This is a genomic window from Streptomyces sp. CRN 30 (genome assembly GCF_034105845.1).
This window is the reverse complement of record NZ_JAVRHI010000295.1, coordinates 24,638-50,540: the sequence shown is the minus strand read 5'-3', so window position 1 is coordinate 50,540 and position 25,903 is coordinate 24,638. Positions and strand designations below refer to the sequence as shown.

Genomic DNA, 25,903 nt, shown 5'->3' with positions numbered 1-25,903 from the left:
TGCCCGGGACGTATGCGCAGTTCCCCGCGCCCCTGTCGGGGCGCGGCTAGAGGGGCGCGGGGCCTGATTCCACTCGCTTCTTCAGGCCTGCCAGGGCGCGGTCGATGATGACCTTCTCGGCCTTGCGCTTGATCATGCCGAGCATCGGGATCTTGACGTCGACGGTGAGGCGGTAGGTGACCTCCGTGCCCTTGCCCGCCGGGGTGAGCAGGTAGGAACCGTCCAGGGAGCGCAGCATCTGGGACTTCACCAGCGTCCAGGAGACCTCGTTCTCCCCGGCCCAGGTGTAGGCGAGGGTCTGGTCGTCCTTGATCGCTCCCGCGTCCATGACGAGGCGTACCTGCTCGGCGCGGCCACGCGGGTCGGTTTCGAGGACCTCGGCCTCCTTCACCTCACCGGTCCAGTCCGGGTAGCGGGCGAAGTCGGCGATCACCTCCATGACCTCGGCCGGTGCCGCCTCGATCGTGATGCTCGAACTGGTGTGTTCCGCCATCGCCGTGGCTCCTCCAGATGCGGTCCGGCAGTGAATCCGGCAGTGAAGTCGACAGCACGCGCGTACGCATGTGCGTGCAGCGTGAAGGCTACCGCGCGGTGGCCGGACCGCCGTCACCCCCACCTACCTGCGCAGCTACCACTCCAGCACCCAGGGCTGGCCCGTCGACGCGAAGTGGCCGACGTTGACGCACTCGGTCGCCCCGATCCGCATCCGCGGCGCCAGCGGCTGGTGGACGTGGCCGAAGAGCGCGTAGCGGGGCCGGGTGCGCCGGATCGCGGCCAGCAGGGCCCGGCTGCCCCGCTCGAAGCGCCGCGCCACCGTGTCGTAGACCAGTTCCGGCACCTCCGGGGGGATGTGTGTGCAGAGCACGTCCACCTCGCCGACGGCCTCGATCTTGGCGGCGTACTCCTCGTCGCCGATCTCGTAGGGCGTGCGCATCGGGGTGCGCAGTCCGCCGCCGACGAAGCCGAAGACCCGGCCGCCGATCTCCACCCGCTCGCCGTCGAGGACGGTGGTGCCCGGCCGGGCGTACTCCCGCCACAGGGGCGGCACGTCGACGTTGCCGTAGGTGGCGTACGTCGGGGTGGGGAACGCGGCGAACAGCTCGGCGTACTGCTTGCGCACCGCCTGCTCCATCACCGTCGCCTTGTCCTCGGCGATGCCGGCCCACAGCCGCGTGCCGAACTCCTTGGCCTCGGCGAAGCGCCGCGCGGTGCGCAGTTCGACGATCCGGTGCGCGTTCTCGACGCCGAACAGGTCGGGGAAGATGCCGCGCGAGTGGTCCGCGTAGTCGAGGAAGAGGATCAGGTCGCCCAGGCAGACCAGGGCGTCCGCGCCCTCCCCTGCCCGTGCCAGGTCCCGGGCGTTTCCGTGCACGTCGCTGACCACGTGGACGCGCGTCGTCGGGTTCCCGGCCGGTGTGGAAGTCATGGTGATCAAGGGTAGGAGGAGGGCGCCCTTCGTGAACAGTGGCGGCCGGACCTGCGGTTACTGGCTGGTCGGTTGACGCGTCGACTACTGTGCGCGAAGAGAACAGCAGCTGTGTGACGCAGCGAACATCTCGCCGGGCCCCCCTGTCGAAGACGCCATACCGGCGGGTAACGTCCAGGCAGTCCAGTCGTGCTCGAAGGCCCCGCCAGGTGAACCCTCCTGGTCCCCCGAGCACCCGCCCGAGCCTTGGACCGCACCGTCGCATCACACAACGTCGTGGCGCCGGCGCCCTATGAGGAGCAGCAGTCTTGCGCGAGTTCAGCCTTCCGGCTTTGTACGAGGTCCCCGCGGACGGCAATCTGACCGACATCGTCCGCAGAAACGCCGCGCAGCATCCCGAAGTCGCCGTCATCGCCCGCAAGGCGGGCGGCGGCTGGCAGGACGTGACCGCCCGGGAGTTCCTCGCCGAGGTGCACGCCGCCGCGAAGGGGCTCATCGCCTCGGGCGTCCAGCCGGGCGACCGGGTCGCGCTGATGTCCAGGACCCGCTACGAGTGGACCCTGCTCGACTTCGCGATCTGGAGCGCGGGCGCGGTCACCGTACCGGTGTACGAGACCAGCTCGCCGGAGCAGGTGCGGTGGATCCTCGGCGACTCCGGCGCCACCGCGTGCGTCGTGGAGTCGGCCGCGCACACCGCCGCCGTCGAGTCGGTCCGCGAGGGGCTGCCCGCCCTCAAGCACGTCTGGCAGATCGAGGCCGGGGCCGTCGAGGAGCTGGGGCGGCTGGGTCAGGGCGTGACCGACGAGACGGTCGAGGAGCGGGGTTCGGTCGCCAAGGCCGACGACCCGGCGACCATCGTCTACACCTCCGGCACCACCGGCCGTCCCAAGGGCTGCGTGCTCACCCACCGCAGCTTCTTCGCCGAGTGCGGCAACGTGGTGGAGCGGCTGCGTCCGCTCTTCCGCACCGGCGAGTGCTCCGTCCTCCTCTTCCTCCCCCTCGCCCACGTCTTCGGGCGCCTGATCCAGGTCGCGCCGATGCTCGCGCCGATCAAGCTGGGCTGTCTGCCGGACATCAAGAACCTCACCGACGAGCTGGCCGCTTTCCGGCCGACGCTGATCCTCGGTGTCCCCCGGGTCTTCGAGAAGGTCTACAACTCGGCGCGGGCCAAGGCGCAGGCCGACGGCAAGGGCAAGATCTTCGACAGGGCCGCCGACACGGCGATCGCGTACAGCAGGGCGCAGGACACCCCCTCGGGCCCGTCCCTGGGCCTGCGGATCAAGCACCGCGTCTTCGACAAGCTGGTCTACGGCAAGCTCCGCGCGGTCCTCGGCGGCCGCGGCGAGTACGCCGTCTCCGGCGGCGCGCCCCTCGGCGAGCGGCTCGGCCACTTCTTCCGCGGCATCGGCTTCACCGTGCTGGAGGGGTACGGCCTCACCGAGTCCTGCGCGGCGACCGCCTTCAACCCCTGGGACCGGCAGAAGATCGGCACGGTCGGGCAGCCGCTGCCGGGGTCGGTGGTGCGCATCGCCGACGACGGGGAGGTGCTGCTCCACGGGGAGCACCTGTTCAAGGAGTACTGGAACAACCCGGAGGCGACCGCCGAGGCGCTGGCCGACGGCTGGTTCCACACGGGGGACATCGGCACCCTCGACGAGGACGGCTATCTGCGGATCACCGGGCGCAAGAAGGAGATCCTGGTCACGGCGGGCGGCAAGAACGTCGCGCCGGCCGTGATCGAGGACCGTATCCGCGCGCACGCGCTGGTCGCCGAGTGCATGGTGGTCGGCGACGGGCGGCCGTACGTGGGGGCGCTGATCACGCTCGACGAGGAGTTCCTGGGGCGCTGGTGCGAGGAGAACGGCAAGCCCGCCGGGTCCTCTCCCGCCTCGCTGCGCACCGACGCGGATCTGCTGGCCGCGATCCAGTCGGCGGTGGACGACGGGAACGCGGCGGTGTCCAAGGCGGAGTCCGTTCGGCGGTTCCGCGTTCTGAACGCGCAGTTCACCGAGGATTCGGGGCATCTGACTCCGTCGTTGAAGTTGAAGCGGCACGCGGTGGTCGAGGACTTCGCGGCCGAGATCGAGGCGATCTACGTCAAGTAGGGCGCCTACGGGGGTGCCGGGGGGCGTCGTCGGCGGGTGCGGGTGCGTCGTGGCTTGTCGCGCAGTTCCCCGCGCCCCTTAAGAGGCCGTGTCCCGTCGCGCCCCTGCGGCGGAGCCGCGCATGTCACAGCCCCGCGCCCCTTAAAGGGCGTGTCCCGTCGCGCCCCTGCGGCGGAGCCGCGCATGTCACAGCCCCGCGCCTCTTAAGGGGCGCGGGGCTACAGGAGCGTTTTCAGGTGTTGGGCCAGTTGGTCCCAGCGCCATTTCTCCTCCACCCACTGCCTGCCCCGTTCGCCCATGCTGCGGCGTAGTTCCGGGTCGGCCAGGAGGGTGACCACGCGGTCGGCGGTCTGGGCCGGGTCGTCGCCACGGACCACCCAGCCGGTCTCGCCGTCCAGGACGGCGTCCGGCGCGCCGCCCGAGTCGCCGGCGATCACCGGCAGGCCGGTCGCGGACGCCTCCAGGTAGACGATGCCGAGGCCCTCGACGTCGAGGCCGCCGCGGCGGGTGCGGCACGGCATCGCGAAGACGTCGCCGGCGCCGTAGTGCGCGGGCAGCTCCGACCAGGGCACGGAGCCGGTGAAGCGGAGGGAGGCGGCGACGCCGGTCTCCGCCGCCAGCCGGTGCAGGTCCTGCTCGTAGGGGCCGCCGCCGACGATCAGCAGGACCGCGTCGGGCTCGGCGGCCAGGACCCGCGGCATGGCCCTGATCAGGGTGTCCTGGCCCTTGCGCGGCACCAGCCGGGAGACGCACACGATCACGGGGCGGTCGGTCAGGCCGAGCCGCGCCCGGACCTCGTCCCCGCCGCTGGCCGGGTGGAAGGTCTTCTCGTCGACGCCCGGCGGCAGCTGCACCATCCGCGCGGCGGCGGCCGGCGTCAGCGCCCCGGCGATCCGCGACCGCGTGTACTCCCCCAGATAGGTGATCGTGTCCGTCGCCTCGCCGATCCGGCGCAGCAGCTGCCGGGCCGCGGGCAGCTGTGCCCAGCCGGCCTCGTGGCCGTGGGTGGTGGCGACGATCCGCTCGGCGCCCGCCTTGCGCAGCGCCGGAGCCATCAGGCCGAGGGGTGCCGCCGCCCCGAACCAGACGGAGGAGCAGCCGTGTTCGCGCAGCAGCCCGACGGCCCGCCGGGTCGCGCCCGGCGTCGGCAGCAGCATCGTCGTACGGTCCCGTACGACGGTGAAGGGCTGCTCGGCGTCGAAGGCGGCGGTGGCCTCGGCGCCCTCCCGGCCGCGCTTCCAGGTGGAGGCGTAGACGACGATCCGCTCGGGGTCCAGCCGCAGCGCCATGTTGTGCAGGAACGCCTGGATGCCGCCGGGGCGGGGCGGGAAGTCGTTCGTCACGATCAAGGTCTTGTGCATCGCCGCAGACCTTATCGAAACACTCGTTCACAGCATCTCCCGGCCGCGTGTGTGGCAGACACACAGGCGTTCGGGACATCATGAAAACGTCGAACGGCAGCGGACGAGCGGGCAGGGAACACGTGGAGACGACGAGCGCCGGACGGTCCCTGACCTGGCTTCCGCTTGCCTGGAGCGCGACCCGGCTGATGCTGCTGCTGTGGGTGCTGAAGGTGTACGTGTTCCCGGGCCCGGACGTCACCAGCGACGTGTCGGTGATCTACCAGGGCTGGTACGACGTCCTGCGCGGCGGAACGTTTCCCCAGGACGACGTCACCTGGCAGTACCCGCCCGCCGCGGCGCTCGCGATCCTCTCCCCCGGCCTGCTCCCCTTCTTCGACTACGCGACGGCGTTCTTCCTGCTGGTCTGCGTCGCCGACCTGGCGGTGCTCTGCCTGCTGGTGCGCGCGGGGACCAGGCCGGGCGGGACGACGCGCGGCGCCTGGGTCTGGGTGGCGGGCGTCCCGCTGCTCGGCCCGACGGTGTACGCCCGCTACGACCTGATGGTCACCGCCGTCGCCGTGGCCGCGCTGGTCGCCGCCGCCCGGCACCCGCGGGTGGCGGGGATGCTGGCCGCGCTGGGCGCGATGCTGAAGGTGTGGCCGGTGCTGGTGCTGCTCGGCATCCGGCGGCGGAGCGCCTGGGCCGCGGGCGCCGTCACCGCCGTCGTGCTGGCGGCCACCTTCGCGCTGTCGATGCCGGGGGCGTTCGCCTTCCTGACGTTCCAGCGGGACCGGGGCACGGAGGTGGAGTCGCTGGGCGCGCTGGTCTTCCACGTCGCCCGGGGCTTCGGCTGGGACGGGCAGGTGCTGCTCAACTACGGCTCGGTGGAGTTCCTCGGCCCGTGGGTGGACGTGGTGAGCACGGCCGCGCTGACCCTGACCGGGATGGCGTTCGGCTGGCTGCTGCTGTGGCGGCTGCGGGCGTCGCGGTTCGAGGCGCACACGGCCGCGGACGCCGCGTTCGTGGCGGTGCTGATGTTCACGGTGACCAGCCGGGTGATCAGCCCGCAGTACCTGGTGTGGCTGGTCGGCCTCGGCGCGCTCTGCCAGTGCTTCCGGGCCGGGCGGATGCGGGTACCCGTCGCCCTGGTGCTGGCGGCGAGCCTGGTGACGGTGCTGGAGTTCCCGCTGTACTTCGCCGACGTGGTCGCGAGCACCCCGCTCGGCGTGACGCTGATGTTCCTGCGCAACGGGCTGCTGGTGGCGGCGACGGTCACCGCGGCCCGGGTGCTGTGGCAGGACACGGTGGTGCGGCCGGCCACCGTGCCGGTGCCGCCGCAGACCGCCCGTACGCCCGAGAGATCGGTCTCCTCCTGACGCCCGCCGGCCCGGCGCTCAGCCCAGTTCGGCGCGCAGGTACGCGGCCCAGCGCAGGGTGAACTCCTCCGGGGTCGTCCCCAGTACCTCTCCCATCGCGTCCTCGACCGCCCCGTCCCGCTCCTCGTGGGCGCCCACGGCCCGGTAGAAGGCGTCAAGGCGGGCCTCGCCCCAGCGGCTCGCGATCAAGCGGCAGGCCATCCAGCCGCTCTCGTAGGCGCGGGCCAGCTCGCCCGCGTCGCCGGTGAAGCCGAAGTCCCCGTCGGCGGGGAGGCCGTCGGGAACGTCCCCGTCCGCGACGGCGCGGGCCAGCTCGGGCGCGGTGTCGGCGGGGGTGCGCCCGCTGCCGTGGTAGCCGACCCAGTCGGCGTACCCCTCGGACAGCCACAGCGGGGTGGCGGCGGTGGTGTGGACCCGGGTGGCGACGTGGGTGGTCTCGTGGGTGAGCACCACCTGCTTGCCGAACGCGCCGAGCAGCCCGTACGCGTCCGGGTTGACGACGACGCGGTCCGCGGGCGCGTCGGCCGGGGCGCCCGTCTCGCCGGTGGTGACCGCCGCGATGCCCCGGTAGGAGGAGGCGGGCGAGCCGAGCAGCCCCGCCATCCCCTCCAGGGACCGGGGCACCACCACCACGACCCGGCCCGCCCACGCGGAGTCCCAGGTGTCCGAGACGGCCGGCACCGCGCGGTCGGCGAGCGAGGCGTAGCCGCGCAGCGCCTCGGTGCTCTGCCCGACGCCGAGGACCAGGCTGTGCTCCCCGCTCACGACGCGGACCGTGCCCTGGTCCCAGGGCTGCTGGCCGGAGCCGTCCGCGGGCCGTTCGGAGGTGACGCGCCAGGTGCCGTCCGCGCGGCCGAGGCGGACGGTGCGGGCGACGCGCACGGCGCCGTCGTCGTATCCGGCGAGGCGGTAGCGGAGTTCGACGTCGGCCGTCGCGGTGGCGCCGGAGCGCTTCAGCTCCCCGAGCCGGTAGGACCAGGCGGCCAGCGGGACGGCGCGCAGCCGGTCGAAGCCGGTGCGGACGCCCGTCGCGGCGAACGCGGCGGCGTCCCGGTCGAGGAGGGCGGCCGACCGCCGGTCCAGCACCCGCTGCACCGCGGCCCGCGCGGGGTCGGCCGTGCTCCGGCCGCCACAGGCCACGAGGGCGACGAGCAGCAGGCACAGCAGCACCACCGACGACCCCGTCACCCGCCTGCGACCAGCCACGTTCCCGATCGTACGGGGGTCCGGCCGCACGGGTCAGCGGCGCGTCAGGGACGGGTGACCGCGGAGACGGGCATCATGCCGACCGGGTCGTAGCGCACCGCGGCACCGGGGTAGGGGGCGTGGATCACCTGGCCGTTGCCCGCGTACATCCCGATGTGGCTGGCGTCGCCCCGATAGGCGACCAGGTCGCCGGGGCGGGCCTGGTCCAGGGAGACCCGCTGTCCGGCGCCGGCCTGCGCCTGCGAGGTCCGCGGCAGACCGACCCCGGCCTGCGCGTACGACCACTGGGTCAGACCCGAGCAGTCGAAGCCGGAGGGGCCGTTGGCACCCCAGACGTAGGGCCGGCCGACGGCGGAGCGGGCGGCGGCGAGGGCGGCGGCCGCGCGGCCCGAGGGGGCGTCGGCGCCGGAGAGGCCGGGCAGGCCGGAGCGGTCGGAGCGGGAGGCCCGGCCGAGGGCGTCGCGGTCGTCGTCCGGCAGGGAGTTGAGCAGTTCCCGGGCGGCGGCGAGCTTGCGCTCGACGGTCTTCTTGTGGACGGCGACGGCGGCGCGGCTCTTGTCCAGCCGGTCGAGGTCCCGGCCGGCCTCGGCGCGGTCCTGGGCGTTGCGGCGCATGGCGTTCTGAAGCCGGTGCAGTTCCCCGGCCTGGTGGGCGCCGATCCGGTCGAGGGCGGCGGCCCGGTCGAGGTATTCGTCCGGGTCGGCGGAGAGCAGCAGCGCGAGGGAGGGGTCGATGCCGCCCGAGCGGTACTGGGCGCCGGCCAGCGAACCGAGCGCGTCCCGCATGGAGTTGATGTGCTTCTGCTGCCGGGCGAGGCGCTCCTGGGCGGCGTCGACGCGCTCACGCAGGACGTCGGTGCGCTCCTCGGCCTCGTTGTACGCCTCGGTCGCCCGCTCCGCCTCCTCGTGCAGGCGGTCTACCTCGGCGCGGGTGTCGTCGAGCGGCGCGGCGGACGCCGGTACGGCGGCGCCCAGCAGCGCGGCGGCGGCGGACAGGAGGCCGGCCACGGTGGTGGCGCCCCGGTCGAACCCGGATGGTGCAAGGCGGCGATGGGACCCCACGGGAAGCCGCACTCCTTCCGCTGGCGGACGGGGAAACGCGGCAGACAGTAGCCCCGCGACGGGCCGCCGACCAACGACCTCGGCCCCGGCGCGACACGACGCCCCGCCGCTGACGCAGGTCAGCGGCGGGGCGTGGGGTCACAGCGCGGGGCCGGGATTCGCCCGTTCGGGCGGCATGTCGAGTTGATGGTTGCCCGACCGTAGGTCAGACGCGGACGCCCCACATGAAGGGGCCGCCGATGGTGCTCATCGACTCGTAGCGGACGACGGTGCCGGTGCGCGGGGCGTGCAGCACCTGGCCGTTGCCGGCGTAGAGGCCGACGTGGTGCAGGTCGTTGAAGAAGAAGACCAGGTCGCCGACCTGGAGGTCGCTCTGGCTGGTGATGCGGGTGCCGATCTGCGACTGCGCCTCGGAGGTCCGAGGTATGGAGACGCCGGCCTGGGCGTAGGCCCAGGAGGTCAGGCCGGAGCAGTCGAAGGAGGACGGGCCGGTGGCGCCGTAGACGTACGGGGTGCCTATGACGCTCTGGGCGGCGGAGAAGGCGGCGCCGGCCCGGCCGGAGGCGGAGGCAGTGGAGGTGGTGAGGGCCTCGCGCTCGCTGCTGCGGGTGGAGCGCTCCTCCTCTTCCTGAAGGGCGGCCTTCTCGGCGGCGGTGAGGCTGTTGAGCAGCTTCTGCGCCGAGGAGAGCTTGTCCTGGACTTCCTTCTTCTTCTTGCCCAGCTCGGTGCGGGTGGTGGAGAGGTCCTTGAGCTTCTCGGAGGCCTCGGAGCGCTGCTGGGCCAGGTCGCGCTGCTTCTCCTGGATCTCCTTGAGCGCGTCGACCTGCTGGGCGCTGAGCGCGTCCAGCGTGGAGGCCTTGTCGAGGTAGTCGTCCGGGTCGGCGGAGAGGAACAGCTGCACCGACGGGTCGATGCCGCCCGAGCGGTACTGGGCGCTGGCCATCGAACCGAGGCCGTCGCGCAGCTCGTTGAGCTCTTCCTGGCCCTCGGCGACGTTGTCCTGGATGGTGGAGATCTCCTTCTGGAGCTTCTCCTGCTTCTCCTTGGCGCCGTTGTACTTCTCGGTGGCCTGCTCGGCCTCTTCGTAGAGCTTGTCGACCTTGGCCTTGACCTCGTCCTTGTTCTGCTTCTCGCTCGGGGCGGCGTTGGCGGCCTGGGAGCTGAGGACGACAGCGGCGGCTGCGGCGGTGGTCAGCACGGTGACACGCGCACGACTGGGCTGCTTGGGTCGACGGTGGGACGCCACGGAGGTGAACTCCTTCGTGTGAGTGATCACCCGCTCGCGGGTTCGAACCCAGACCCTAGTGACCCATCCGTGATCAGTTCAAATCCTTCTCGGGAAAAACCTGTTGAACAGCGGCATCTTTTACCTCTGGTCCACCAATGACTCACCAGCGGTGACGCCGGCTTGACGCTACGTCAAGGAGTCGCTCAGGATCAGCTGGTCGCTCAGGAGAGCCGCTTCAGCAGCATCGCCGAGGCGACGGGCCGCGCCCCGGCCTTCGCCACGCCGTCGGCGACCTCGCGGTCGGTGGAGGCGACGATGACGGGGCGGCCCGGCGGTTCGGCCCGCACCAGCTGACGGATCAGCTCGTCGGCGGTGACGCCCGGCTTGGAGAAGAGCACCCGCACTCCGCGCGGCGGCGCGAGCAGGACCGGCGCGGCCAGCTCCGCCCCGTCGAAGACGCACGTCACCTCGGCACCGGTCTGCGCGGCGAGCTGCGAGAGCTGGCCGAGGAGTCTGAGCCGCTGCTTCTCCAGCGGCATCTGCGGATAGCCGGTCTTGGTGACGTTGTAGCCGTCGACGACCAGGTGTGCCTGGGGCAGCGCCAGGAGCTGGTCCAGGACGGCCGGGTCGTGCTCGGACAGCGCGCGGGCCGCGATGTCCTTCGGCGTCATCCGGCCGGGCTCGACGGCGTCCACCGTCTCCGCCGGACGCACGGAGACCGGCGGCAGCGCGAGTTCCCGGCGCAGCCCCTGGGTGGCGTCGAGGAGGGTGTCGAGGAGCAGCCGTACGCGCATGTCCTCGACGCTGCGGCCCTCCCGGGCGGCCTTGCGGGTGGCCTCCAGGGCGGCCTCCGCCTCGCTCAGCCGGGTGCGCAGCCGCCGGGACTCGCTCTCGGCGGCGGAGACCTGGGTCTGCGTCTCGGCCCGTACGGCGTCCAGTTCGGCGCGCATCTTGCGTACCGCGGCCTCGCCGCGTTTGACGTCGCTGAGCGCGCCGCGCAGCTTGCGGTGGAGCGACTCCGCCTCCTTCCTGGAGGCGTCCAGCTCGGCACGGAGCCGGTCGGTCTCGTCCCTGCCGTGCTCCCGGGCGCGCTCCAGGTCGGTACGGAGCCGCTCCAGCTCGGCGCGGGTCTCCTCGTCGGCGCGCTCGGCGTCGGCGCGCTGGGCCTCCTCGCCGGCGGCGGCGACCAGCTTCACCCAGCCCGCCGGGCGCAGGACGTAGGCCGCGGCGGCCACGTCGAGGGGGTCAGCGGCGGGGGGCGGGGAGCCCGAGTCGAGGGCGTCGGCCAGCTCCGGCTGGGCCTCCCTGAGCTTCTCGCCGATGCGCTGCCGGAACAGCGTGTCCGACTCCAGCGCGGCGGCCATCGCGTTGCCCGCGAACTTGGCGCGCCGGTTCGGCGTGAACCGCGCGTACTGTCGCAGCTGCGCGGGGAGTTCCGCGAGGGTCAGCCCGCCGAAGCCGTCCGCGGCGATCTGCACCACCCTGCGGCGCACCCCGTCGGGCAGCGGACGGTCGAGCACCTCAGCGGCGCCGTCGCCCGGCCCCCCGCCGTGTGTCTCCGCCATCCGTCACCCCAATACCGTTCCCCGGATGCCGGGCCCGCTCCGTTCAGGAGCCGGCGCCCGGCCTGTCCACGAGTTCCACCTGGTCCACGGCGTTGCACCAGCGGCACCGCACCGACTCGATGGTCTCACTGAGCACCTCGCGCTCCTCGACCGTCGGCTCGCCGGCCAGGTCGAGGTGGACGTACTCCACGACCTTCGACGCACGGGTCACGTCGAAGCGGGTGAGGTTGCCGCAGAGGGTGCAGCGCCACCGCGTCGTGCCGGTCGGCTGGGGAACCGTCATCGTGGCTGTTCGCTCTCTTCCAGTGTCGCCCGACGCACCGGCCTCCCCGGTACGTGTGGCTCGTAACCCTACGGCCTGGCGGGTACTCGCCGCCCGTCTGTCCACGGCGGCGAGGCGGTCCGTCCGCTGGTGTCCCGTTGCGTCATGCTCTGTACCCATGATCCGCAACTGGAGCACGGCCGTGGGTGAGGCGTTCCGCACGGTGCGGGGGCGCGACCGCCGTACGGTGCGGGGGCGCGACCGCCGTCCGGTCCGGCGCCCGGCGCCCGTGACGTACGGACTGATCGTCCTGTGCTGCCTGCTGTTCCTGATCAGCCCCGCGTCCGGGCTCGACCCGTCGTACGGCTCCGCCGACGAGCTGCTCGCCGCGCAGCGCGCCTACTTCCGGCGCTGGGGCGTGATCCCCGCAGACCTGTTCGAGGGGTCGCCCCGAGCCCTCTGGACCCCGCTCACCGCCCTCTTCGTGCACGGCGGCTGGGTGCACCTGCTCGGCAACATGCTCTTCCTCTACGTCTTCGGCGTGATGACCGAGGAGCGGATGGGCCGCGCGAGGTTCCTGCTGTTCTTCCTCGGCTGCGGCTACCTGGCCCTGCTCGGCTATGCGATCGCCAACGACCACTCCCGGCAGTCCCTGGTGGGCGCCTCCGGGGCGATCTCGGCCGTCCTCGGCGCGTTCCTGTACCTGTTCCCCCGCGCGCGGGTGACCAGTCTCCTGCCGTTCCTGTTGTTCATGCCGCTGCGCTTCCCGGCCTGGCTGGTGCTGCCCTTCTGGGCGGCCCTGCAGTGGCTGTCGGCCTGGCGGGCCGGGGACGGTCCGGGGGTCGCCTACCTGGCCCACCTGGTCGGCTTCGGCCTCGGCTTCCTGTGCGCGTGGGTGTGGAACGGGCGGAGGGCTAGAGTGAGGAGCGCCCCAGCGACGGCCCCCGAGGGAGAGAACCAGCCGTGATCACCGCGATCGTCCTCATCAAGACCAGCGTGGACCGCATTCCCGAGATCGCGGAGCGCATCGCCTCGCTGGAGTCGGTGAGCGAGGTCTTCTCCGTCACCGGCACCTACGACCTGATCGCCATGGTGCGGGTGCGGGAGCACGAGGAGCTGGCGGAGGTCATCCCCGGGCGGATCAGCAAGATCCCGGGCGTCGAGGGCACCGACACGCACGTGGCGTTCCGTACGTACTCGCAGCACGACCTGGAGGCGGCGTTCGCCATCGGGCTGGAGAGCTGACGCCCACGCGGGCGTGCGCGTGGGCGGCAGCCCGCGGATGAAGGGTTCTTCATCCGGGACTCATCCGGGCCGCCGGGCGGCGGGAGCAGGATCACGGACATGGTCTTCACCCGCCGGATGGCGGCACTGGCCGCCGTCGTGCTGATCCCCCTCGGTATCGCCGCGACCAGTTTCGCCCTGACCGACAGTCCGCAGGAGCCGAAGGTGCCCGCCGAGGTCGAGCTGGAGAGCGGCTCCCCCGCGCCGCCCGACGCGTCCACACCCGTGTCTCCTCCCCCGTCCCCGACGGCCTCCCCCGAGTCCCCCGCGTCCCCCGCGTCCCCCGCGTCCCCCGCGTCCCCTTCCTCTCCCTCCTCCCCCGCCGCCCCGCCGGGCGGGACCGGAGCTCCCCCCGGCGACCAGGTGGTGTCCCGGCCCCCGGTCACCGACAGCCCTCCGGACGACGACGATGACGACGAGCCCGGCCGCACCGGTGACGACGGACCGGGGGACGACGCCGGCGACGACGGACCCGGTGACGACGGCTGACCGCGCCGGCCGGCGGCGGATCTCCGCCCGGGTCCGCATCCTGCTCTGGCTGCTGCTCGTGATGGCAGTGGCGCTCGCCTCCGTCGCCGCGACGACCCGCTCGATCCTGCTGCACGACACCGACCAGCGGATCAACGGCCTGCTCACCCAGGAGGCCGGCGAGTTCGCCAACTTCCAGGCGCAGGGCTTCGATCCGGCCACCGGCCGCCCCTTCACCGAGCCGGACCGGCTGCTGCGGGTCTTCCTGCAACGGCAGTACGCCGACTCCGACGAGGAGCTGCTCGGCCTGGTGGGAGCGCCGGGCACCGACCCCGCGCAGATCATCCAGCAGCGCGACATCCCCGTCGCCCTGCCGCTGCACGAGGACGCCGGGGCCCGCCGCCACATCTTCGGCTCGCCCTACCCCTCCGGCACCCTGCCCCGCCCCGAGGGCGACATCCGCTGGGCCAAGGTCGTCGTCGCCCGCCACGGCGGCGAACCGGCGGCCGCGTTCGTCGTCGCCTTCCACCCCGGCCGGGAGGAGGCCCGCGCCGACGAGGTGTTCAAGGTGCTGCTCGCCATCTCCGGGGTGGCGCTGCTGATGACCACCGGCATCGCCTGGGTGGTCGCCGGCCGCATCCTCAAACCCGTCCGCCTGGTCCGCACCACGGCCGCGCAGCTCACCGAGCAGGACCTCACCCGCCGCATCCCCGTGCACGGCCACGACGACGTGGCCGCCCTCGCCGGGACGTTCAACGCGATGCTGGACCGGCTGGAGCGGGCCTTCGCCGCGCAGCGCGAGTTCGTCGACGACGCGGGGCACGAGCTGCGCACCCCGATCACCATCGTCCGCGGCCACCTGGAGCTGATGGGCGACGAACCCGCCGAGCGCGAGGAGACCGTCCGCCTCGTCACCGACGAACTCGACCGGATGAGCCGGATCGTGGAGGACCTGCTCCTCCTGGCCAAGGCCGAGCGCCCCGACTTCGTCTCCCCCGAGCCGGTCCAGCTCGCCGAACTCACCGCCGACGTCTACGTCAAGGCACGCACCCTCGGCGACCGCGACTGGGTGCTGGACGGCACCGCCGACCGCGAGGTCCGCCTCGACCCGCAGCGGATCACCCAGGCGATGGTGCAGCTCGCGCAGAACGCCGTGCAGCACACCGCCCCCGGGCAGACCGTCCGCATCGGCTCCCGCGCCGCGCACGGCCGCGTCGAGCTGTACGTCGCCGACTCCGGCACCGGCGTCCAGGCCCAGGACGCCGAGGTCATCTTCGAACGGTTCCGGCGCGGCACCGCCCGGCGCGGGGCGCGCGGTTCCGGCGCCGGACTCGGACTGTCCATCGTCAAAGCGATCGCCGAGGGCCACGGCGGCCGGGTCCGGCTGCACGACACCGAGGGCGGCGGCGCCACGTTCGTCCTGATCCTGGAAGAGGCACACCCATGAACCGCATCCTCATCGTCGAGGACGAGGAACGCATCGCCTCCTTCGTCCAGAAGGGCCTGCGCGCCAACGGCTTCACCACCACCGCCGTCCCCGACGGCGAGTCCGGGTACGACTACGCCCTGACCGGCGGGTTCGACCTGATCGTGCTGGACATCGGGCTGCCCGGCCGGGACGGCTTCACCGTGCTGCGCGCCCTGCGCGAGGCCCGGGTGACGACCCCGGTGATCGTGCTGACCGCGCGGGACTCCGTACGGGACACGGTGGCCGGCCTGGAGGGCGGCGCCGACGACTGGATGACCAAGCCGTTCCGGTTCGAGGAGCTGCTGGCCCGGGTGCGGCTGCGGCTGCGCACGGCGGCCAGGGCGCCGGAGGTGACGGTGCTCAGGTCGGGCACACTCACCCTGGACCTGCGCACCCGCCGGGCCCGTGCCGGGGAGCGGACGGTGGACCTGACGGCCCGTGAGTTCGTGCTCCTTGAGCTGTTCCTGCGCCATCCCGGGCAGGTGCTGTCCCGCGAGCAGATCCTCTCCCACGTGTGGGGCTACGACTTCGATCCCGGCTCCAACATCGTGGACGTGTACGTGCGGGCGCTGCGCAAGAAGCTCGGCGCGGACCGGGTGGAGACCGTGCGCGGGATGGGGTACCGGCTGCCGGCCTGGTGAAGTTTCCTTCATCGGGGGCTCATCGGCGGCTCACCGCCCGCGCCGAGCCTTGATGGTGTGACGCAGAACCTCCGTCCGGCCCTGGCCCTGTCCGCGGCGCTGTCGCTGTGCGCGGTGCTGGCGGTCCCCGCCGCCTTTCCCGCCCTCGGTGGCGACGCGCGCTTCACGCTGGCCGTGTTCGCGCTCGCCACCTGCGCCTGGATCGGCACCCCGATCGACGACACGTACATCGCGCTCGGCGCCGGGCTGGCCCTGACCGCCACCGGGGTCATCAGCAGCGACACCCTGTTCGGGACGCTCGGTGAACCGACGGTGTGGCTGCTGATCTGCGCCTTCGTGCTGGCGGCGGCGGTGACGCGGACGGGGCTGGCGGGGCGGGCGGCGGTGTTCCTGGTCGGCGGGGCGCGCACCGTGCGGCAGTTGACGCACCTGACGACGGCCGCGCTGGTCGTCACGGCGTTCGCGGTGCCGGCCACCTCGGGCCGGGCGGCGCTCGCCCTGCCGGTCTTCCTGGCCCTCGCCCACGCCCTCGGCGAGCGGAAGCGACTGGTCGTGATGCTCGCGCTGCTCTTCCCGACCGTGATCCTGCTGTCGGCGGTGGCGACCCTGATCGGCGCGGGTGCGCACCTGATCACCGTGTCGGTGCTGTGGGAGGCGACCGGGGACCGGATCGGCTTCACCGAGTGGCTGCTGCTCGGGCTGCCGCTGGCCGTGGTCACCTCCCATCTCGCCGCCGAGGCGGTGCTGTTGACCTCGACCCGGCGGGCGGACCGCGCGGGGGCGGTACGGATCACCGCCGAGGAGCTGCAGCGGCACTCCGAGACGCCGGTCACCGGTCCCTGGACACAGGCGGAGAAGCGGTGCGCGCTGCTGCTGGCCACGGTCGTCGTCCTGTGGTGCAGCGAGCCGCTGCACCAGGTCTCGCCCGCGGTGGTGGCGCTGATCGGCGCGGTCGTCGCCGCGTCCCCCGCGCTCGGCACCGTAGGGCTCAAGGACGCCCTGCGGACGGTGCCGTGGTCGCTGCTGCTGTTCATGGCGGCGACCATGGCGATGGGCGTGGCGCTGGCCGACTCCGGTGCGGCGAAGTGGCTGGTGTCGGGGCTGCCGCCGGACGCCGCACCGGCCGTCTTCCTCACCGTGGTGGTCGTGGTCAGCACCGCCGCGCACCTGGTCCTGCAGTCCCGTTCGGCCCGCTCCTCGGTGCTGGTGCCGCTCGTCATAGCCGCGGCGGTGGCGGCCGGGGTCAACCCGGTCACCGCCGCCCTCGCCTCCACCGCCGCCGCCGGCTTCTGCCACACGCTGCCGGCCTCCGCGAAACCGGTCACCCTCTTCGCGGACGTCCCCGGTGTCCCCACCTACACCCCGCGCGACCTGCTGCGGCTGTCCGCGGTGCTGGCGCCGCTGAGCGCCGCGCTCGTCCTGCTGTTCGCCGTCGCGGTGTGGCCGCTGTTCGGCATACCCGTGACCCGCTGAGGAGGGTGGTCGTGGTTCGGTGTTCCCGTGACCCGCTGAGGAGTTCCGCCGTGCTGAACCGAGTCGTCGTCGCACCGAGCGGCTTCAAGGAGTCGCTGTCCGCCCAGGCCGCCGCCGACGCCATCGCGGCCGGGGTCCGCCGGGTCCTGCCGTACGCGGAGATCGACCGGGTGCCGCTGGTGGACGGCGGCGAGGGCACGGCCGTCGCGCTGGCCGCCGCGACCGGCGGCCGGCTGGTGGCGCTGCCCGCCACCGGCCCCGTCGGCGAGCGGATCGGCACCCACTTCGCGCTGCTCGGCTCCCGGGACACGGCCCTGGTGGAGATGGCCGCCGTCGCCGGTCTCTCCCTCGTCCCGCGCGCGCTGCGCGACCCGGGCGCCACCACCACCTACGGGGTCGGCGAGCTGATCCGCGCCGCGCTCGACACCGGCGTGCGGCGCGTCCTCGTGGGCTGCGGCGACTCGGGCACCTCCGACGGCGGCGCGGGCGCGTTGCAGGCCCTCGGCGCCCGGCTGCTGGACGCGGACGGCTTCGAACTGCCGCCGGGCGGACGGGAACTGACCCGGCTGGCCCGCGTGGACCCGTCCGGCCTGGACCCCCGCCTGCGGGAGACCGAACTGCTCGTCGCCTGCAACCCGTTCAACGTGCTGTGCGGCGAGCGCGGCGTGGCCCGGGTCTTCGGCCCGCAGAAGGGCGCGACCCAGGCCCAGGTCGAACACCTCTCGGCGGGTCTTGAGAACTGGGCGTACGTCCTCGCCCGCGATGTCGCCACCGGCCGCCCCGACCTGCGCGGCGGCCCCGGCACCGGCGCCTCCGGCGGCCTTGGCGCGGGCCTCGCCGCCCTCGGCGCGCGGCTGCTGCCCCGGTTCGACGTGCTGCTCGACCCGCTGGACCTGGACGCCCGGCTGGCCCGCGCCGACCTGGTGCTGACCGCCGAGGGCGCCCTGGACCACCAGACGCCGCGCGGAAAGATCCCGGCCGAGGTCGCCCGCCGCGCCAAGCTGCACGGGCGTCCGGTGCTGGCGCTGGCCGGCACCCTCGGCGAAGGCGCGTACGACGTACCGGGCGTCGATGCCTGCCACGGCATCCTGCCCGCGCCGATGGCACTGGCGGAGGCGCTGCTGCGGGGTGCCGAACTCGTCACGGACGCCACCGAGCGGGCGCTGCGGATGATCGTCCTCGGCGCGCGGCTACCGGCTCAGGCGGCCGCGGCGGCGGAGGTGTCGGGGACGCAGCGGCCGTCCTCGGTGCGGTAGTTCCAGCGGGCGCCGTCGCGGACCAGTTCCTTCACGGCCGTCACGAACCGTTCGACGTGCTCGTCCGGGGTGCCCGCGCCGAAGCTGACCCGGACGGCGTTGAGGGACTTCTCGCCGGGCGCGGCCTCGGGGGCGCCGCACTCGCCCTGCGTCTGCGGGTCGCTGCCGAGCAGGGTGCGCACCAGCGGGTGGGCGCAGAAGAGGCCGTCGCGGACGCCGATGCCGTACTCGGCGGAGAGGGCGGCGGCGAAGTGGGAGCTGTTCCAGCCGTCGACGACGAAGGAGAGGACGCCGACGCGGGGCGCGTCGGCGCCGAAGAGCGAGAGGACCCGCACCTCGGGCACCTCGGCGAGGCCCTCGCGGACCGTGCGGATCAGGTGCTCCTCGCGGGCGAGGAGCGTCTCGAACCCGGCCTCGGTGAGCGCCTTGCAGGCGGAGGCGATGGCGTAGGCGCCGATGACGTTGGGCGACCCGGCCTCGTGGCGGGCGGCGCTGTCGTGCCACTCGACGTCCACACCGCCGTCGGCACGGCGGCTGACCCGGCGGCTCGCGCCGCCGCCGGCGAGGTAGGGCTCGGCCTCGGAGAGCCAGTCGGCGCGGCCGGCCAGCACCCCGGAGCCGAAGGGCGCGTACAGCTTGTGCCCGGAGAAGGCGACCCAGTCCACGTCGAGGCCGGCGAGGTCCACCGGGTGGTGCGGGGCGAGCTGGGCGGCGTCCAGGACGATCCGGGCGCCGTGGGCGTGGGCGGCGGCGGCCAGCTCGCGCACCGGCCACAGCTCGCCGGTGACGTTGGAGGCGCCGGTGACGCAGACCAGCGCGGGGCCGTACGGCTCGCGGGCGGCGAGGGCGCGCTCCAGGGTCTCGACGGCCTGCGCCGGGGTGCGCGGGGCGTCGAGGTAGGTGACGTCCGCGTTCCTCCAGGGCAGCAGCGAGGCGTGGTGCTCGGTCTCGAAGACGAAGACCCGGCAGCCGGCCGGGAGGGCGGCGGCGAGCAGGTTGAGGGAGTCGGTGGTGGACCGGGTGAAGACGACCTGGTCGCCGGTGCGGCAGCCGAGGAACTCCGCGACGGTCCGGCGGGCGTTCTCGAACAGGTCGGTGGAGAGCTGCGAGAGGTACCCGGCGCCCCGGTGGACGCTGCCGTAGTAGGGCGCGTAGGCGGCGACGTCGTCCCAGACGCGCTTCAGGGCCGGGGCGCTGGCCGCGTAGTCGAGGGCCGCGTAGGTGACCTCGCCGCCGGTGACGAGCGGCACGGTGACGTCGGCGCCGAGGACGGCCAGCGGGGCGGAGACAGCGGTGGGTGCGGACATGACGGGACTCCCGTGAGAATTCGGGCGCGGCGAGGCACGGCACGCGCCGGAAGAGAAGAAGAAGGGTGTGCGGAGGCGGGGCTCTGCGGCCCTAGCGCATTCGCTTGCTCACGGAAGGCTCCTCGACGACCAGGACCCCTGGCCCCACACTTCTGGAAGTGTGCGAGGGGTCCGCGCTTGCCGCAGACCTCGCTGCCTGCGGCCTGGTCTTCACCCGGGGCACCCCGCCACGGACGGAGGGTTGCCGGACAGTCGGCCGGGGCCTCATGACTGTCACTCATGACCTGGGGACGAACGTAAGCGAAAAGATCGACGTCCCGCAACCCGTGTCCGGATCGCGGGACGTACACCGCACGGGGCCGTCGGGCGGACCGACGGCCTCCGAGGCGGCCGTCAGGCGTTGGTCGCGGCCACCCACCGGTCCAGGACGCTCTTGGCCGCGCCGGAGTCGACCGACACCGCGGCCCGCTCGATGGCGGCCCCGATGCGGTCCGTCAGCGGGCCGTCGCCGCGCTCCAGCGCGACCAGGGCCGCCGCCGAGTTGAGCAGGACGGCGTCCCGTACGGGGCCCGTCTCGCCGTTCAGCAGCCGCCGGGCCACGTCGGCGTTGTACGACGCGTCGGCGCCGCGCAGAGCCTCGACGGGCACCAGCTCGATGCCCACGTCCCGCGGGTCGAAGGTCTCCTCGGTCACCTTGCCGTCGCGCACCGTCCAGACCCGGGACGTGGCCGTGGTCGTCAGCTCGTCCAGCCCGTCGTCGCCGCGGAAGACCAGTGAGGAGTTGCCGCGCTCGGCGAAGACCCCGGCGATGATGGGTGCCATCCGGGCGTCGGCGACGCCGATGGCCTGGGAGCGGACGTTGGCCGGGTTGGTGAGCGGACCGAGGAAGTTGAACACCGTCCGCACGCCCAGCTGTCCGCGGGCCGCCGCGACGTGGCGCAGCGCGGGGTGGAACTTCACGGCGAAGCAGAAGGTGATCCCGGCTTCCTCGGCGACCTCGGTGACGCGCCGCGGCGTCAGGTCGAGATTGACGCCGAGCTTCTCCAGGACGTCCGAGGCGCCGGACGCCGAGGAGGCGGCGCGGCTGCCGTGTTTGACGACCTTCGCCCCGGTGCCGGCGACGACGATCGCCGACATGGTGGAGATGTTGACGGTCTTGGCGCCGTCGCCGCCGGTGCCGACGATGTCGACGGTGTCGCCGGGGACCTGGATGACATGGGCGTGCCCGTACATCGCGCGGACCAGGCCGCCGATCTCGTCGACGGTCTCGCCCTTGGCGCGCAGGGCCACCGCGAACCCGGCGATCTGCGCGTCGGTGGCCTCGCCGCGCATGATGACGTCCATCGCCCACGCGGTCTCGTCCGCGGAGAGGTCCCGGCCGTCCAGCAGTCCGTTCAGCAGCACGGGCCAGGAGCGGCCCGCCGCGGTGTCGCCTCCAGCGGGGGTCACAGCGCTCATCAGCCGCTCCTGTGAAAGTGGGAAGAGAACCCGCGCGGGAGGAGATCCCGCGCGGGCAAGACGTGGGTCCACCTTATCCAGCCCGGGGGCGCGACGAAGGGCCCCGTCCGAACACCGGACGGGGCCCTTCGCTGTCGTGTGGCGACGCAGGAGGATCAGTGGTGGCCGTGGCCGCTGGTGATCTCCTTGTACTCGTCTACGGTCGGCTTCGGAATCTGGGACTCCTCGCCGTAGTAGGACTTGCTCAGCTTGACGCGGAGCTTCTCCACGCCGCCGGCCTTCCGCTCGACGCCGTTCTCGTCGACGGCCGGGCCGATCTCGGCCGGCTTGTACTGCTCGTGCGCGGTGAGCGAGTACATCTGCTCCTGGCTGAGCGGCTCGTGCACCTCGATGAACTCACCGTGCGGCAGGCGCTTGATGATGCCCGACTCGCGGCCGTGCAGCACCTTCTCCTTGTCCCGGCGCTGGAGGCCGAGGCAGATCCGCTTGGTGACGACGAAGGCGATGACCGGGCCGACGAAGAAGCCGATCCGGACGAACCAGGTGACCGCGTTGATCGACAGGTGGAAGTGGGTGGCGAAGATGTCGTTGCCACCACCGACCAGCATGATCATGTACGCGGTGACCCAGGCGACGCCGAACGCGGTCCGGGTCGGGGCGTTGCGCGGGCGGTCCAGGATGTGGTGCTCGCGCTTGTCCCCGGTGACCCAGGACTCGATGAACGGGTACAGGGCGATGATCGCGAGGAACAGACCGAAGATCACCAGCGGGACGAACACACCCAGGACGAGCGTGTGACCCCAGAAGTTGATCTCCCAGCCGGGCATGGCGCGGACGAGTCCCTCGGCGAAGCCCATGTACCAGTCGGGCTGGGCGCCGGTGGAGACCATGTCGGGCCGGTAGGGGCCGATGGACCAGATCGGGTTGACCGAGGCGATGCCCGCGATGATCGCGATCACGCCGAAGACCAGGAAGAAGAAGCCTCCGGCCTTGGCCATGTACACCGGCAGCAGCGGCATGCCGACGACGTTCTTGTTGGTCTTGCCGGGACCCGCGAACTGCGTGTGCTTGTGGTAGAAGACCAGGATCAGGTGGGCCACCATCAGCCCGAGCATGATGCCCGGCAGCAGCAGGATGTGGATCGAGTAGAACCGGGCGACGAAGTCGGTCCCGGGGAACTCCCCGCCGAACAGGAACATCGAGATGTACGTGCCGACGATCGGCACGGACAGGATCGCGCCCTGCGTGAAGCGGACACCGGTGCCGGAGAGCAGGTCGTCCGGGAGCGAGTAACCGGTGAAACCGGTGAACATGCCGAGGACGAACAGCAGGAAGCCGAACAGCCAGTTGATCTCACGCGGCTTGCGGAACGCGCCGGTGAAGAAGACGCGCATCATGTGCACGAACATGCCGGCGAGGAAGATGATCGCCGCCCAGTGGTGGATCTGCCGGATCAGCAGACCACCGCGGACGTCGAAGCTGATGTCCAGCGTCGACTTGTAGGCCTCGCTCATCAGCTGGCCCTGCAGCGGGATGTAGCTGCCGTGGTACTCCACCTCGTTCATCGACGGGTGGAAGAACAACGTCAGGTACACACCGGTCAGGATGATGATGATGAAGCTGTACATGCAGACTTCACCGAGCATGAACGACCAGTGGTCGGGGAAGATCTTCCGCATGTTGGCCTTGGCCAGGGAGTAGATCCCCAGCCGGCCGTCGGCCCAGTCGGCGACGCGTTCGCCGGCCGGTGCCTTCCCGCGGGAGCGGGTCGTGGTGGCCTCATGTGTACTCATCCGCGCTCCCAGAATGCAGGACCGACGGGCTCTTCGAAGTCGCCGTGCGCTTCGAGGTAGCCCTCGTCGTTCACGCCGATGCGCAGCTGCGGCAGGGCGTGACCGGCGGGACCGAAGATCACCCGGGCGCCGTCGGAGAGGTCGAAGGTGGACTGGTGGCAGGGGCAGAGCACGTGGTGCGTCTGCTGCTCGTACAGGGAGATCGGGCAGCCCACGTGGGTGCAGATCTTCGAGTACGCCACGATGCCCTCGTGCGACCACTCGAGCTCGCGCTTGTCCTTGATGTTGTCCGGCTGGATGCGGACGATCATCAGGGCGGCCTTGGCGATCTCGTTCTGGAACTCCTCGTCGTGCTCCTCCAGGCCCTCCGGCTTGGCGAAGGTGAGGGAGCCCACCGCGACGTCCGAGGGACGCAGCGGCTCGTTGGTGTTCATGTTGACGAGCAGCTTGCCCTTGGACCACAGCGTGTGGCGCAGCTTGTCCTCGGGCAGCGGACCGAGGTCGCGCAGGAGCACGACGCCGGAGAGGGGCACCAGGGCGACCGCGCCGAACATCGTGTTGCGGATCAGCTTGCGGCGGCCGATCGCGGACTCCTTGGCGCCCTGCTTGAAGTCGGCGTGCACCTTGGCACGGACCTCGGGGGACGCCGCGATCGGGTGACGCTCGTCGGCGACCTCGACATCGGACATCAGGGTGCGGGCCCAGTGGACCGCGCCCGCGCCGATGCAGAACAGCGCGACGCCCAGCGTCAGGCCCAGCGCGAAGTTCAGCGCGTTGATGTGCCCGATCGGGAAGACGTAGACCGACTTCTCGTGGTCGATGGCCACGAAGGAGGCGATGAAGCCGACGGTGGCCAGCATCGACAGGGTGAACAGGAAGGCGACGCTGCGCTCGGAGCGCTTCGCGGCCCGCTCGTCGATGTCCTGGACGCGGTGCTCGTGGGGCGGCAGCCCCGGGTCGGCGAACGGGTGCTTCTCGTCCGCGACCTCGCCGTGCGCGGTCTCCCGCGCGGCGGGCAGGTTCTCTTCTGGAATGTCTTGGCTACTCATGACTTCTTGGCCTTTGCGGTCCGGGCGGCGACCCACACGGCGACGGCGATGCAGGCACCGAGACCGAAGATCCAGCCGAAGAGGCCCTCACTGACCGGCCCGAGGCCACCCAGCGACAGACCGCCCGGGTCCACGGTGTCGTCCCCGTTGACCGCGTCGAGGTACGCGATGATGTCCTTCTTGTTCTGCTCCGTCAGCGTGGTGTCGGGGAAGGAAGGCATGTTCTGCGGGCCGGTCTGCATGGCCTCGTAGATGTGCTTCGGGTCGACGCCCTCGAGCGTCGGAGCGTACTTGCCGTGCGTCAGGGCGCCGCCCTTGCCGGTGAAGTTGTGGCACTGCGCGCAGTTCGTGCGGAAGAGCTCACCGCCCTTGGCGACGTCCGCGCCCTCGACGTCGTACTTCTCGTCCGAGGGGATGGACGGACCGGCGCCGAGCGAGGCGATGTAGGCCGCGAGCTGGTCGATCTCGGCCTGCGAGTAGATGTTCTTCTTGCGGGGGACCTGCGCGCCCGGCTGCTGGGCCGGCATGCGCCCGGTGCCCACCTGGAAGTCCACGGCCGCGGCGCCCACGCCGACGAGGCTGGGACCGTCGGTGGTGCCCTGGCCACCGGTGCCGTGGCAGCTCGCGCAGCCGACGGCGTAGAGCTTCTTGCCCTCGTCGATGGCGAGGGACTGGGCCGTCTCATCGGCCTGCGCCTTGTCCGCGGGCGCGAACACGGCGTAGAGCCCCCCGGTGCATGCCAGCGCGAGGAGTAGGACGACGATCGCCGCCAACGGGTGGCGTCGTCGTGCGGAGAGCTTTTTCACGGATTACCCCGGTGTCAGGATCTTCTGCGTCGATGCTTCTGGATGTGTGCGCGGGAAGCGGTCCGCGCCTACTTGATCAAATAGATCGTGGCGAAGAGGCCGATCCAGACGACATCGACGAAGTGCCAGTAGTAGGACACGACGATGGCGGCGGTCGCCTGCTCGTGGGTGAACCTCCGGGCCGCGTACGTGCGGCCGAGGACCAGCAGGAAGGCGATGAGGCCGCCCGTCACGTGCAGTCCGTGGAAGCCGGTGGTCAGGTAGAACACCGAGCCGTACGGGTCCGACGAGAGCGACAGGCCCTCGTGCTTGACCAGCTCGGTGTACTCGAACACCTGACCGCCGATGAAGATCGCACCCATGATGAAGGTGACGATGAACCACATCCTGAGCTTCTTCACGTCACCGCGCTCGGCGGCGAACACGCCGAGCTGGCAGGTGAGGGAGGAGAGCACCAGGATCGTGGTGTTCGTCGCGGAGAACGGAAGGTTCAACGCGTCGGCCTTCTCGGACCAGAAGTCCGGGCCGGTCACCGATCGCAGGGTGAAGTACATCGCGAAGAGGGCCGCGAAGAACATCAGCTCGGAACTCAGCCAGATGATGGTTCCGACGCTGGTGAGGTTCGGTCGGTTGACCGACGGGTGCGCGTGCCCGGTATCTACTGTCGTTGCTGTCGCCACGACCGACATTATGTCGGTCGCTTATCCCGCCCTCACTCCCGGGGGTGCCGTTCGGAGTGTTCACCCCGTCCGGACTGCCCGGATGGCCCAGCGGAAGGGCCCTCAGGAGCCGTGTTGCGCCCGGTGTTGACGGGGTGTCCGAGGGAGTAGCATCCCGCGCAACGGGACACGACCTTTCGGAGGAAGCATGCAGCCGACCGTCACGGTGCTGGTCTACAGCGACGACTCCACCACCCGGGAACAGGTACGGCTCGCGACCGGCCGCAGGCCGGCTCCGGACGTGCCCGTCGTGGAGTTCGTGGAGTGCGCCACTCCGGCCGCCGTCGTCAAGGAGCTGGACCGCGGCGGGATCGACGTCTGCGTGCTGGACGGCGAGGCCGTGCCGATGGGCGGCATGGGGGTGTGCCGGCAGATCAAGGACGAGGTGTTCGCCTGTCCGCCGGTGCTGTTGCTCATCGGACGTCCGCAGGACGCGTGGCTGGCTACGTGGAGCCGGGCGGACGCGGCTGTGACGCTGCCGGTCGAGCCGGTGGAGTTCGCGTCCGCGTTGGCTTCTCTGCTGCGGCAGGGGCGGTTGCAGAGCGCCTAGTGGGGTGGGGCCTTGGGGTCGCGGGGCGGGTGCGGGTTCGTTGTGGTTTGTCGCGCCGT

Annotated in this window: 24 protein-coding genes and 1 riboswitch; of the genes, 10 read left to right on the top strand and 14 right to left on the bottom strand. The window is 72.0% G+C overall.

The window, feature by feature from the left end; translation table 11 throughout:
• Positions 1-46: 46 nt before the first annotated feature.
• Both UW392_RS31445 and UW392_RS31440 read right to left on the bottom strand, forming a co-directional pair.
• Positions 47-493, bottom strand: a complete 447-nt coding sequence (locus UW392_RS31445; RefSeq protein ID WP_320778560.1) for an SRPBCC family protein — start codon at positions 491-493, stop codon at positions 47-49.
• Positions 494-628: 135 nt separating this feature from the next.
• Positions 629-1,426: a metallophosphoesterase family protein gene (locus tag UW392_RS31440; protein WP_320778559.1), complete on the bottom strand. Its 798-nt coding sequence runs from the start codon at positions 1,424-1,426 to the stop codon at positions 629-631.
• A gap of 308 nt (positions 1,427-1,734) precedes the next feature.
• Here UW392_RS31440 and UW392_RS31435 point away from each other — a divergent pair, with 308 nt between their 5' ends.
• The gene (locus tag UW392_RS31435; protein ID WP_320778558.1) at positions 1,735-3,531 is read left to right on the top strand and encodes an AMP-dependent synthetase/ligase; all 1,797 of its coding nucleotides are present in this window, start codon (positions 1,735-1,737) and stop codon (positions 3,529-3,531) included.
• Between the two features lie 218 nt (positions 3,532-3,749).
• Here UW392_RS31435 and UW392_RS31430 read toward each other — a convergent pair whose 3' ends face one another.
• On the bottom strand, positions 3,750-4,892 hold the full coding sequence (locus UW392_RS31430; RefSeq protein WP_320778557.1) for a glycosyltransferase family 4 protein: 1,143 nt from the start codon (positions 4,890-4,892) through the stop codon (positions 3,750-3,752).
• Positions 4,893-5,014: 122 nt separating this feature from the next.
• On the opposite strand from UW392_RS31430, the gene UW392_RS31425 reads away from it, so the two are divergent.
• Complete coding sequence (locus tag UW392_RS31425; RefSeq protein WP_320778556.1) at positions 5,015-6,250, top strand: glycosyltransferase family 87 protein; 1,236 nt, start codon at positions 5,015-5,017, stop codon at positions 6,248-6,250.
• A gap of 18 nt (positions 6,251-6,268) precedes the next feature.
• Here UW392_RS31425 and UW392_RS31420 read toward each other — a convergent pair whose 3' ends face one another.
• The 5 genes from UW392_RS31420 to UW392_RS31400 all read right to left on the bottom strand — a co-directional run bounded on the left by UW392_RS31420 (position 6,269) and on the right by UW392_RS31400 (position 11,593).
• Positions 6,269-7,456, bottom strand: coding sequence for a hypothetical protein (locus UW392_RS31420; RefSeq protein ID WP_320778555.1), 1,188 nt, complete (start codon positions 7,454-7,456; stop codon positions 6,269-6,271).
• Positions 7,457-7,500: 44 nt separating this feature from the next.
• Positions 7,501-8,517, bottom strand: coding sequence for an NlpC/P60 family protein (locus tag UW392_RS31415; protein ID WP_320778554.1), 1,017 nt, complete (start codon positions 8,515-8,517; stop codon positions 7,501-7,503).
• Positions 8,518-8,722: 205 nt separating this feature from the next.
• Complete coding sequence (locus UW392_RS31410; RefSeq protein ID WP_320778553.1) at positions 8,723-9,763, bottom strand: C40 family peptidase; 1,041 nt, start codon at positions 9,761-9,763, stop codon at positions 8,723-8,725.
• A gap of 203 nt (positions 9,764-9,966) precedes the next feature.
• Positions 9,967-11,310, bottom strand: a complete 1,344-nt coding sequence (locus UW392_RS31405; RefSeq protein ID WP_320778552.1) for an NYN domain-containing protein — start codon at positions 11,308-11,310, stop codon at positions 9,967-9,969.
• Positions 11,311-11,353: 43 nt separating this feature from the next.
• On the bottom strand, positions 11,354-11,593 hold the full coding sequence (locus UW392_RS31400; protein WP_189413508.1) for a hypothetical protein: 240 nt from the start codon (positions 11,591-11,593) through the stop codon (positions 11,354-11,356).
• A gap of 157 nt (positions 11,594-11,750) precedes the next feature.
• On the opposite strand from UW392_RS31400, the gene UW392_RS31395 reads away from it, so the two are divergent.
• The 7 genes from UW392_RS31395 to UW392_RS31365 all read left to right on the top strand — a co-directional run bounded on the left by UW392_RS31395 (position 11,751) and on the right by UW392_RS31365 (position 18,162).
• Positions 11,751-12,539, top strand: a complete 789-nt coding sequence (locus UW392_RS31395; protein WP_320778551.1) for a rhomboid family intramembrane serine protease — start codon at positions 11,751-11,753, stop codon at positions 12,537-12,539.
• Positions 12,536-12,817, top strand: coding sequence for an Lrp/AsnC ligand binding domain-containing protein (locus tag UW392_RS31390; RefSeq protein WP_320778550.1), 282 nt, complete (start codon positions 12,536-12,538; stop codon positions 12,815-12,817). Before UW392_RS31395 ends, UW392_RS31390 begins: the two co-directional genes overlap by 4 nt.
• A gap of 99 nt (positions 12,818-12,916) precedes the next feature.
• A complete protein-coding gene (locus UW392_RS31385) occupies positions 12,917-13,345 on the top strand; it encodes a small secreted hydrophilic protein (RefSeq protein ID WP_320778549.1) in 429 nt (142 codons plus the stop codon).
• On the top strand, positions 13,332-14,771 hold the full coding sequence (locus tag UW392_RS31380; RefSeq protein ID WP_320778548.1) for an ATP-binding protein: 1,440 nt from the start codon (positions 13,332-13,334) through the stop codon (positions 14,769-14,771). Before UW392_RS31385 ends, UW392_RS31380 begins: the two co-directional genes overlap by 14 nt.
• Positions 14,768-15,433: a response regulator transcription factor gene (locus UW392_RS31375; protein WP_320778547.1), complete on the top strand. Its 666-nt coding sequence runs from the start codon at positions 14,768-14,770 to the stop codon at positions 15,431-15,433. The genes UW392_RS31380 and UW392_RS31375 overlap by 4 nt, the downstream gene beginning before the upstream one ends.
• A gap of 57 nt (positions 15,434-15,490) precedes the next feature.
• Positions 15,491-16,906, top strand: coding sequence for an SLC13 family permease (locus tag UW392_RS31370; RefSeq protein WP_320778546.1), 1,416 nt, complete (start codon positions 15,491-15,493; stop codon positions 16,904-16,906).
• Positions 16,907-16,956: 50 nt separating this feature from the next.
• Complete coding sequence (locus UW392_RS31365) at positions 16,957-18,162, top strand: glycerate kinase (protein WP_320778545.1); 1,206 nt, start codon at positions 16,957-16,959, stop codon at positions 18,160-18,162.
• Here the strand turns inward: UW392_RS31365 and UW392_RS31360 are convergent.
• The 6 genes from UW392_RS31360 to UW392_RS31335 form a co-directional block, all read right to left on the bottom strand.
• Positions 18,105-19,469 (bottom strand): aminotransferase class V-fold PLP-dependent enzyme, encoded by a 1,365-nt coding sequence (locus UW392_RS31360; protein ID WP_320778544.1) that lies wholly within the window; start codon positions 19,467-19,469, stop codon positions 18,105-18,107. The genes UW392_RS31365 and UW392_RS31360 overlap by 58 nt on opposite strands.
• A gap of 168 nt (positions 19,470-19,637) precedes the next feature.
• A riboswitch (SAM riboswitch) is annotated at positions 19,638-19,754 on the bottom strand.
• 108 nt (positions 19,755-19,862) lie between these two features.
• On the bottom strand, positions 19,863-20,927 hold the full coding sequence (trpD, locus tag UW392_RS31355; RefSeq protein ID WP_320778543.1) for an anthranilate phosphoribosyltransferase: 1,065 nt from the start codon (positions 20,925-20,927) through the stop codon (positions 19,863-19,865).
• 155 nt (positions 20,928-21,082) lie between these two features.
• A complete protein-coding gene (locus tag UW392_RS31350; protein WP_320778542.1) occupies positions 21,083-22,720 on the bottom strand; it encodes a cytochrome bc complex cytochrome b subunit in 1,638 nt (545 codons plus the stop codon).
• Positions 22,717-23,769 carry a ubiquinol-cytochrome c reductase iron-sulfur subunit gene (locus UW392_RS31345; RefSeq protein WP_320778541.1) on the bottom strand — a complete coding sequence of 351 codons (1,053 nt, stop codon included), beginning with the start codon at positions 23,767-23,769 and terminating at the stop codon, positions 22,717-22,719. The genes UW392_RS31350 and UW392_RS31345 overlap by 4 nt, the downstream gene beginning before the upstream one ends.
• Positions 23,766-24,575, bottom strand: a complete 810-nt coding sequence (locus tag UW392_RS31340) for a c-type cytochrome (RefSeq protein ID WP_320778540.1) — start codon at positions 24,573-24,575, stop codon at positions 23,766-23,768. The genes UW392_RS31345 and UW392_RS31340 overlap by 4 nt, the downstream gene beginning before the upstream one ends.
• Positions 24,576-24,643: 68 nt before the next feature.
• A complete protein-coding gene (locus tag UW392_RS31335; protein ID WP_320778539.1) occupies positions 24,644-25,264 on the bottom strand; it encodes a heme-copper oxidase subunit III in 621 nt (206 codons plus the stop codon).
• A gap of 178 nt (positions 25,265-25,442) precedes the next feature.
• On the opposite strand from UW392_RS31335, the gene UW392_RS31330 reads away from it, so the two are divergent.
• Positions 25,443-25,844: a hypothetical protein gene (locus UW392_RS31330; RefSeq protein WP_320778538.1), complete on the top strand. Its 402-nt coding sequence runs from the start codon at positions 25,443-25,445 to the stop codon at positions 25,842-25,844.
• The last annotated feature ends 59 nt before the right edge of the window (positions 25,845-25,903 follow it).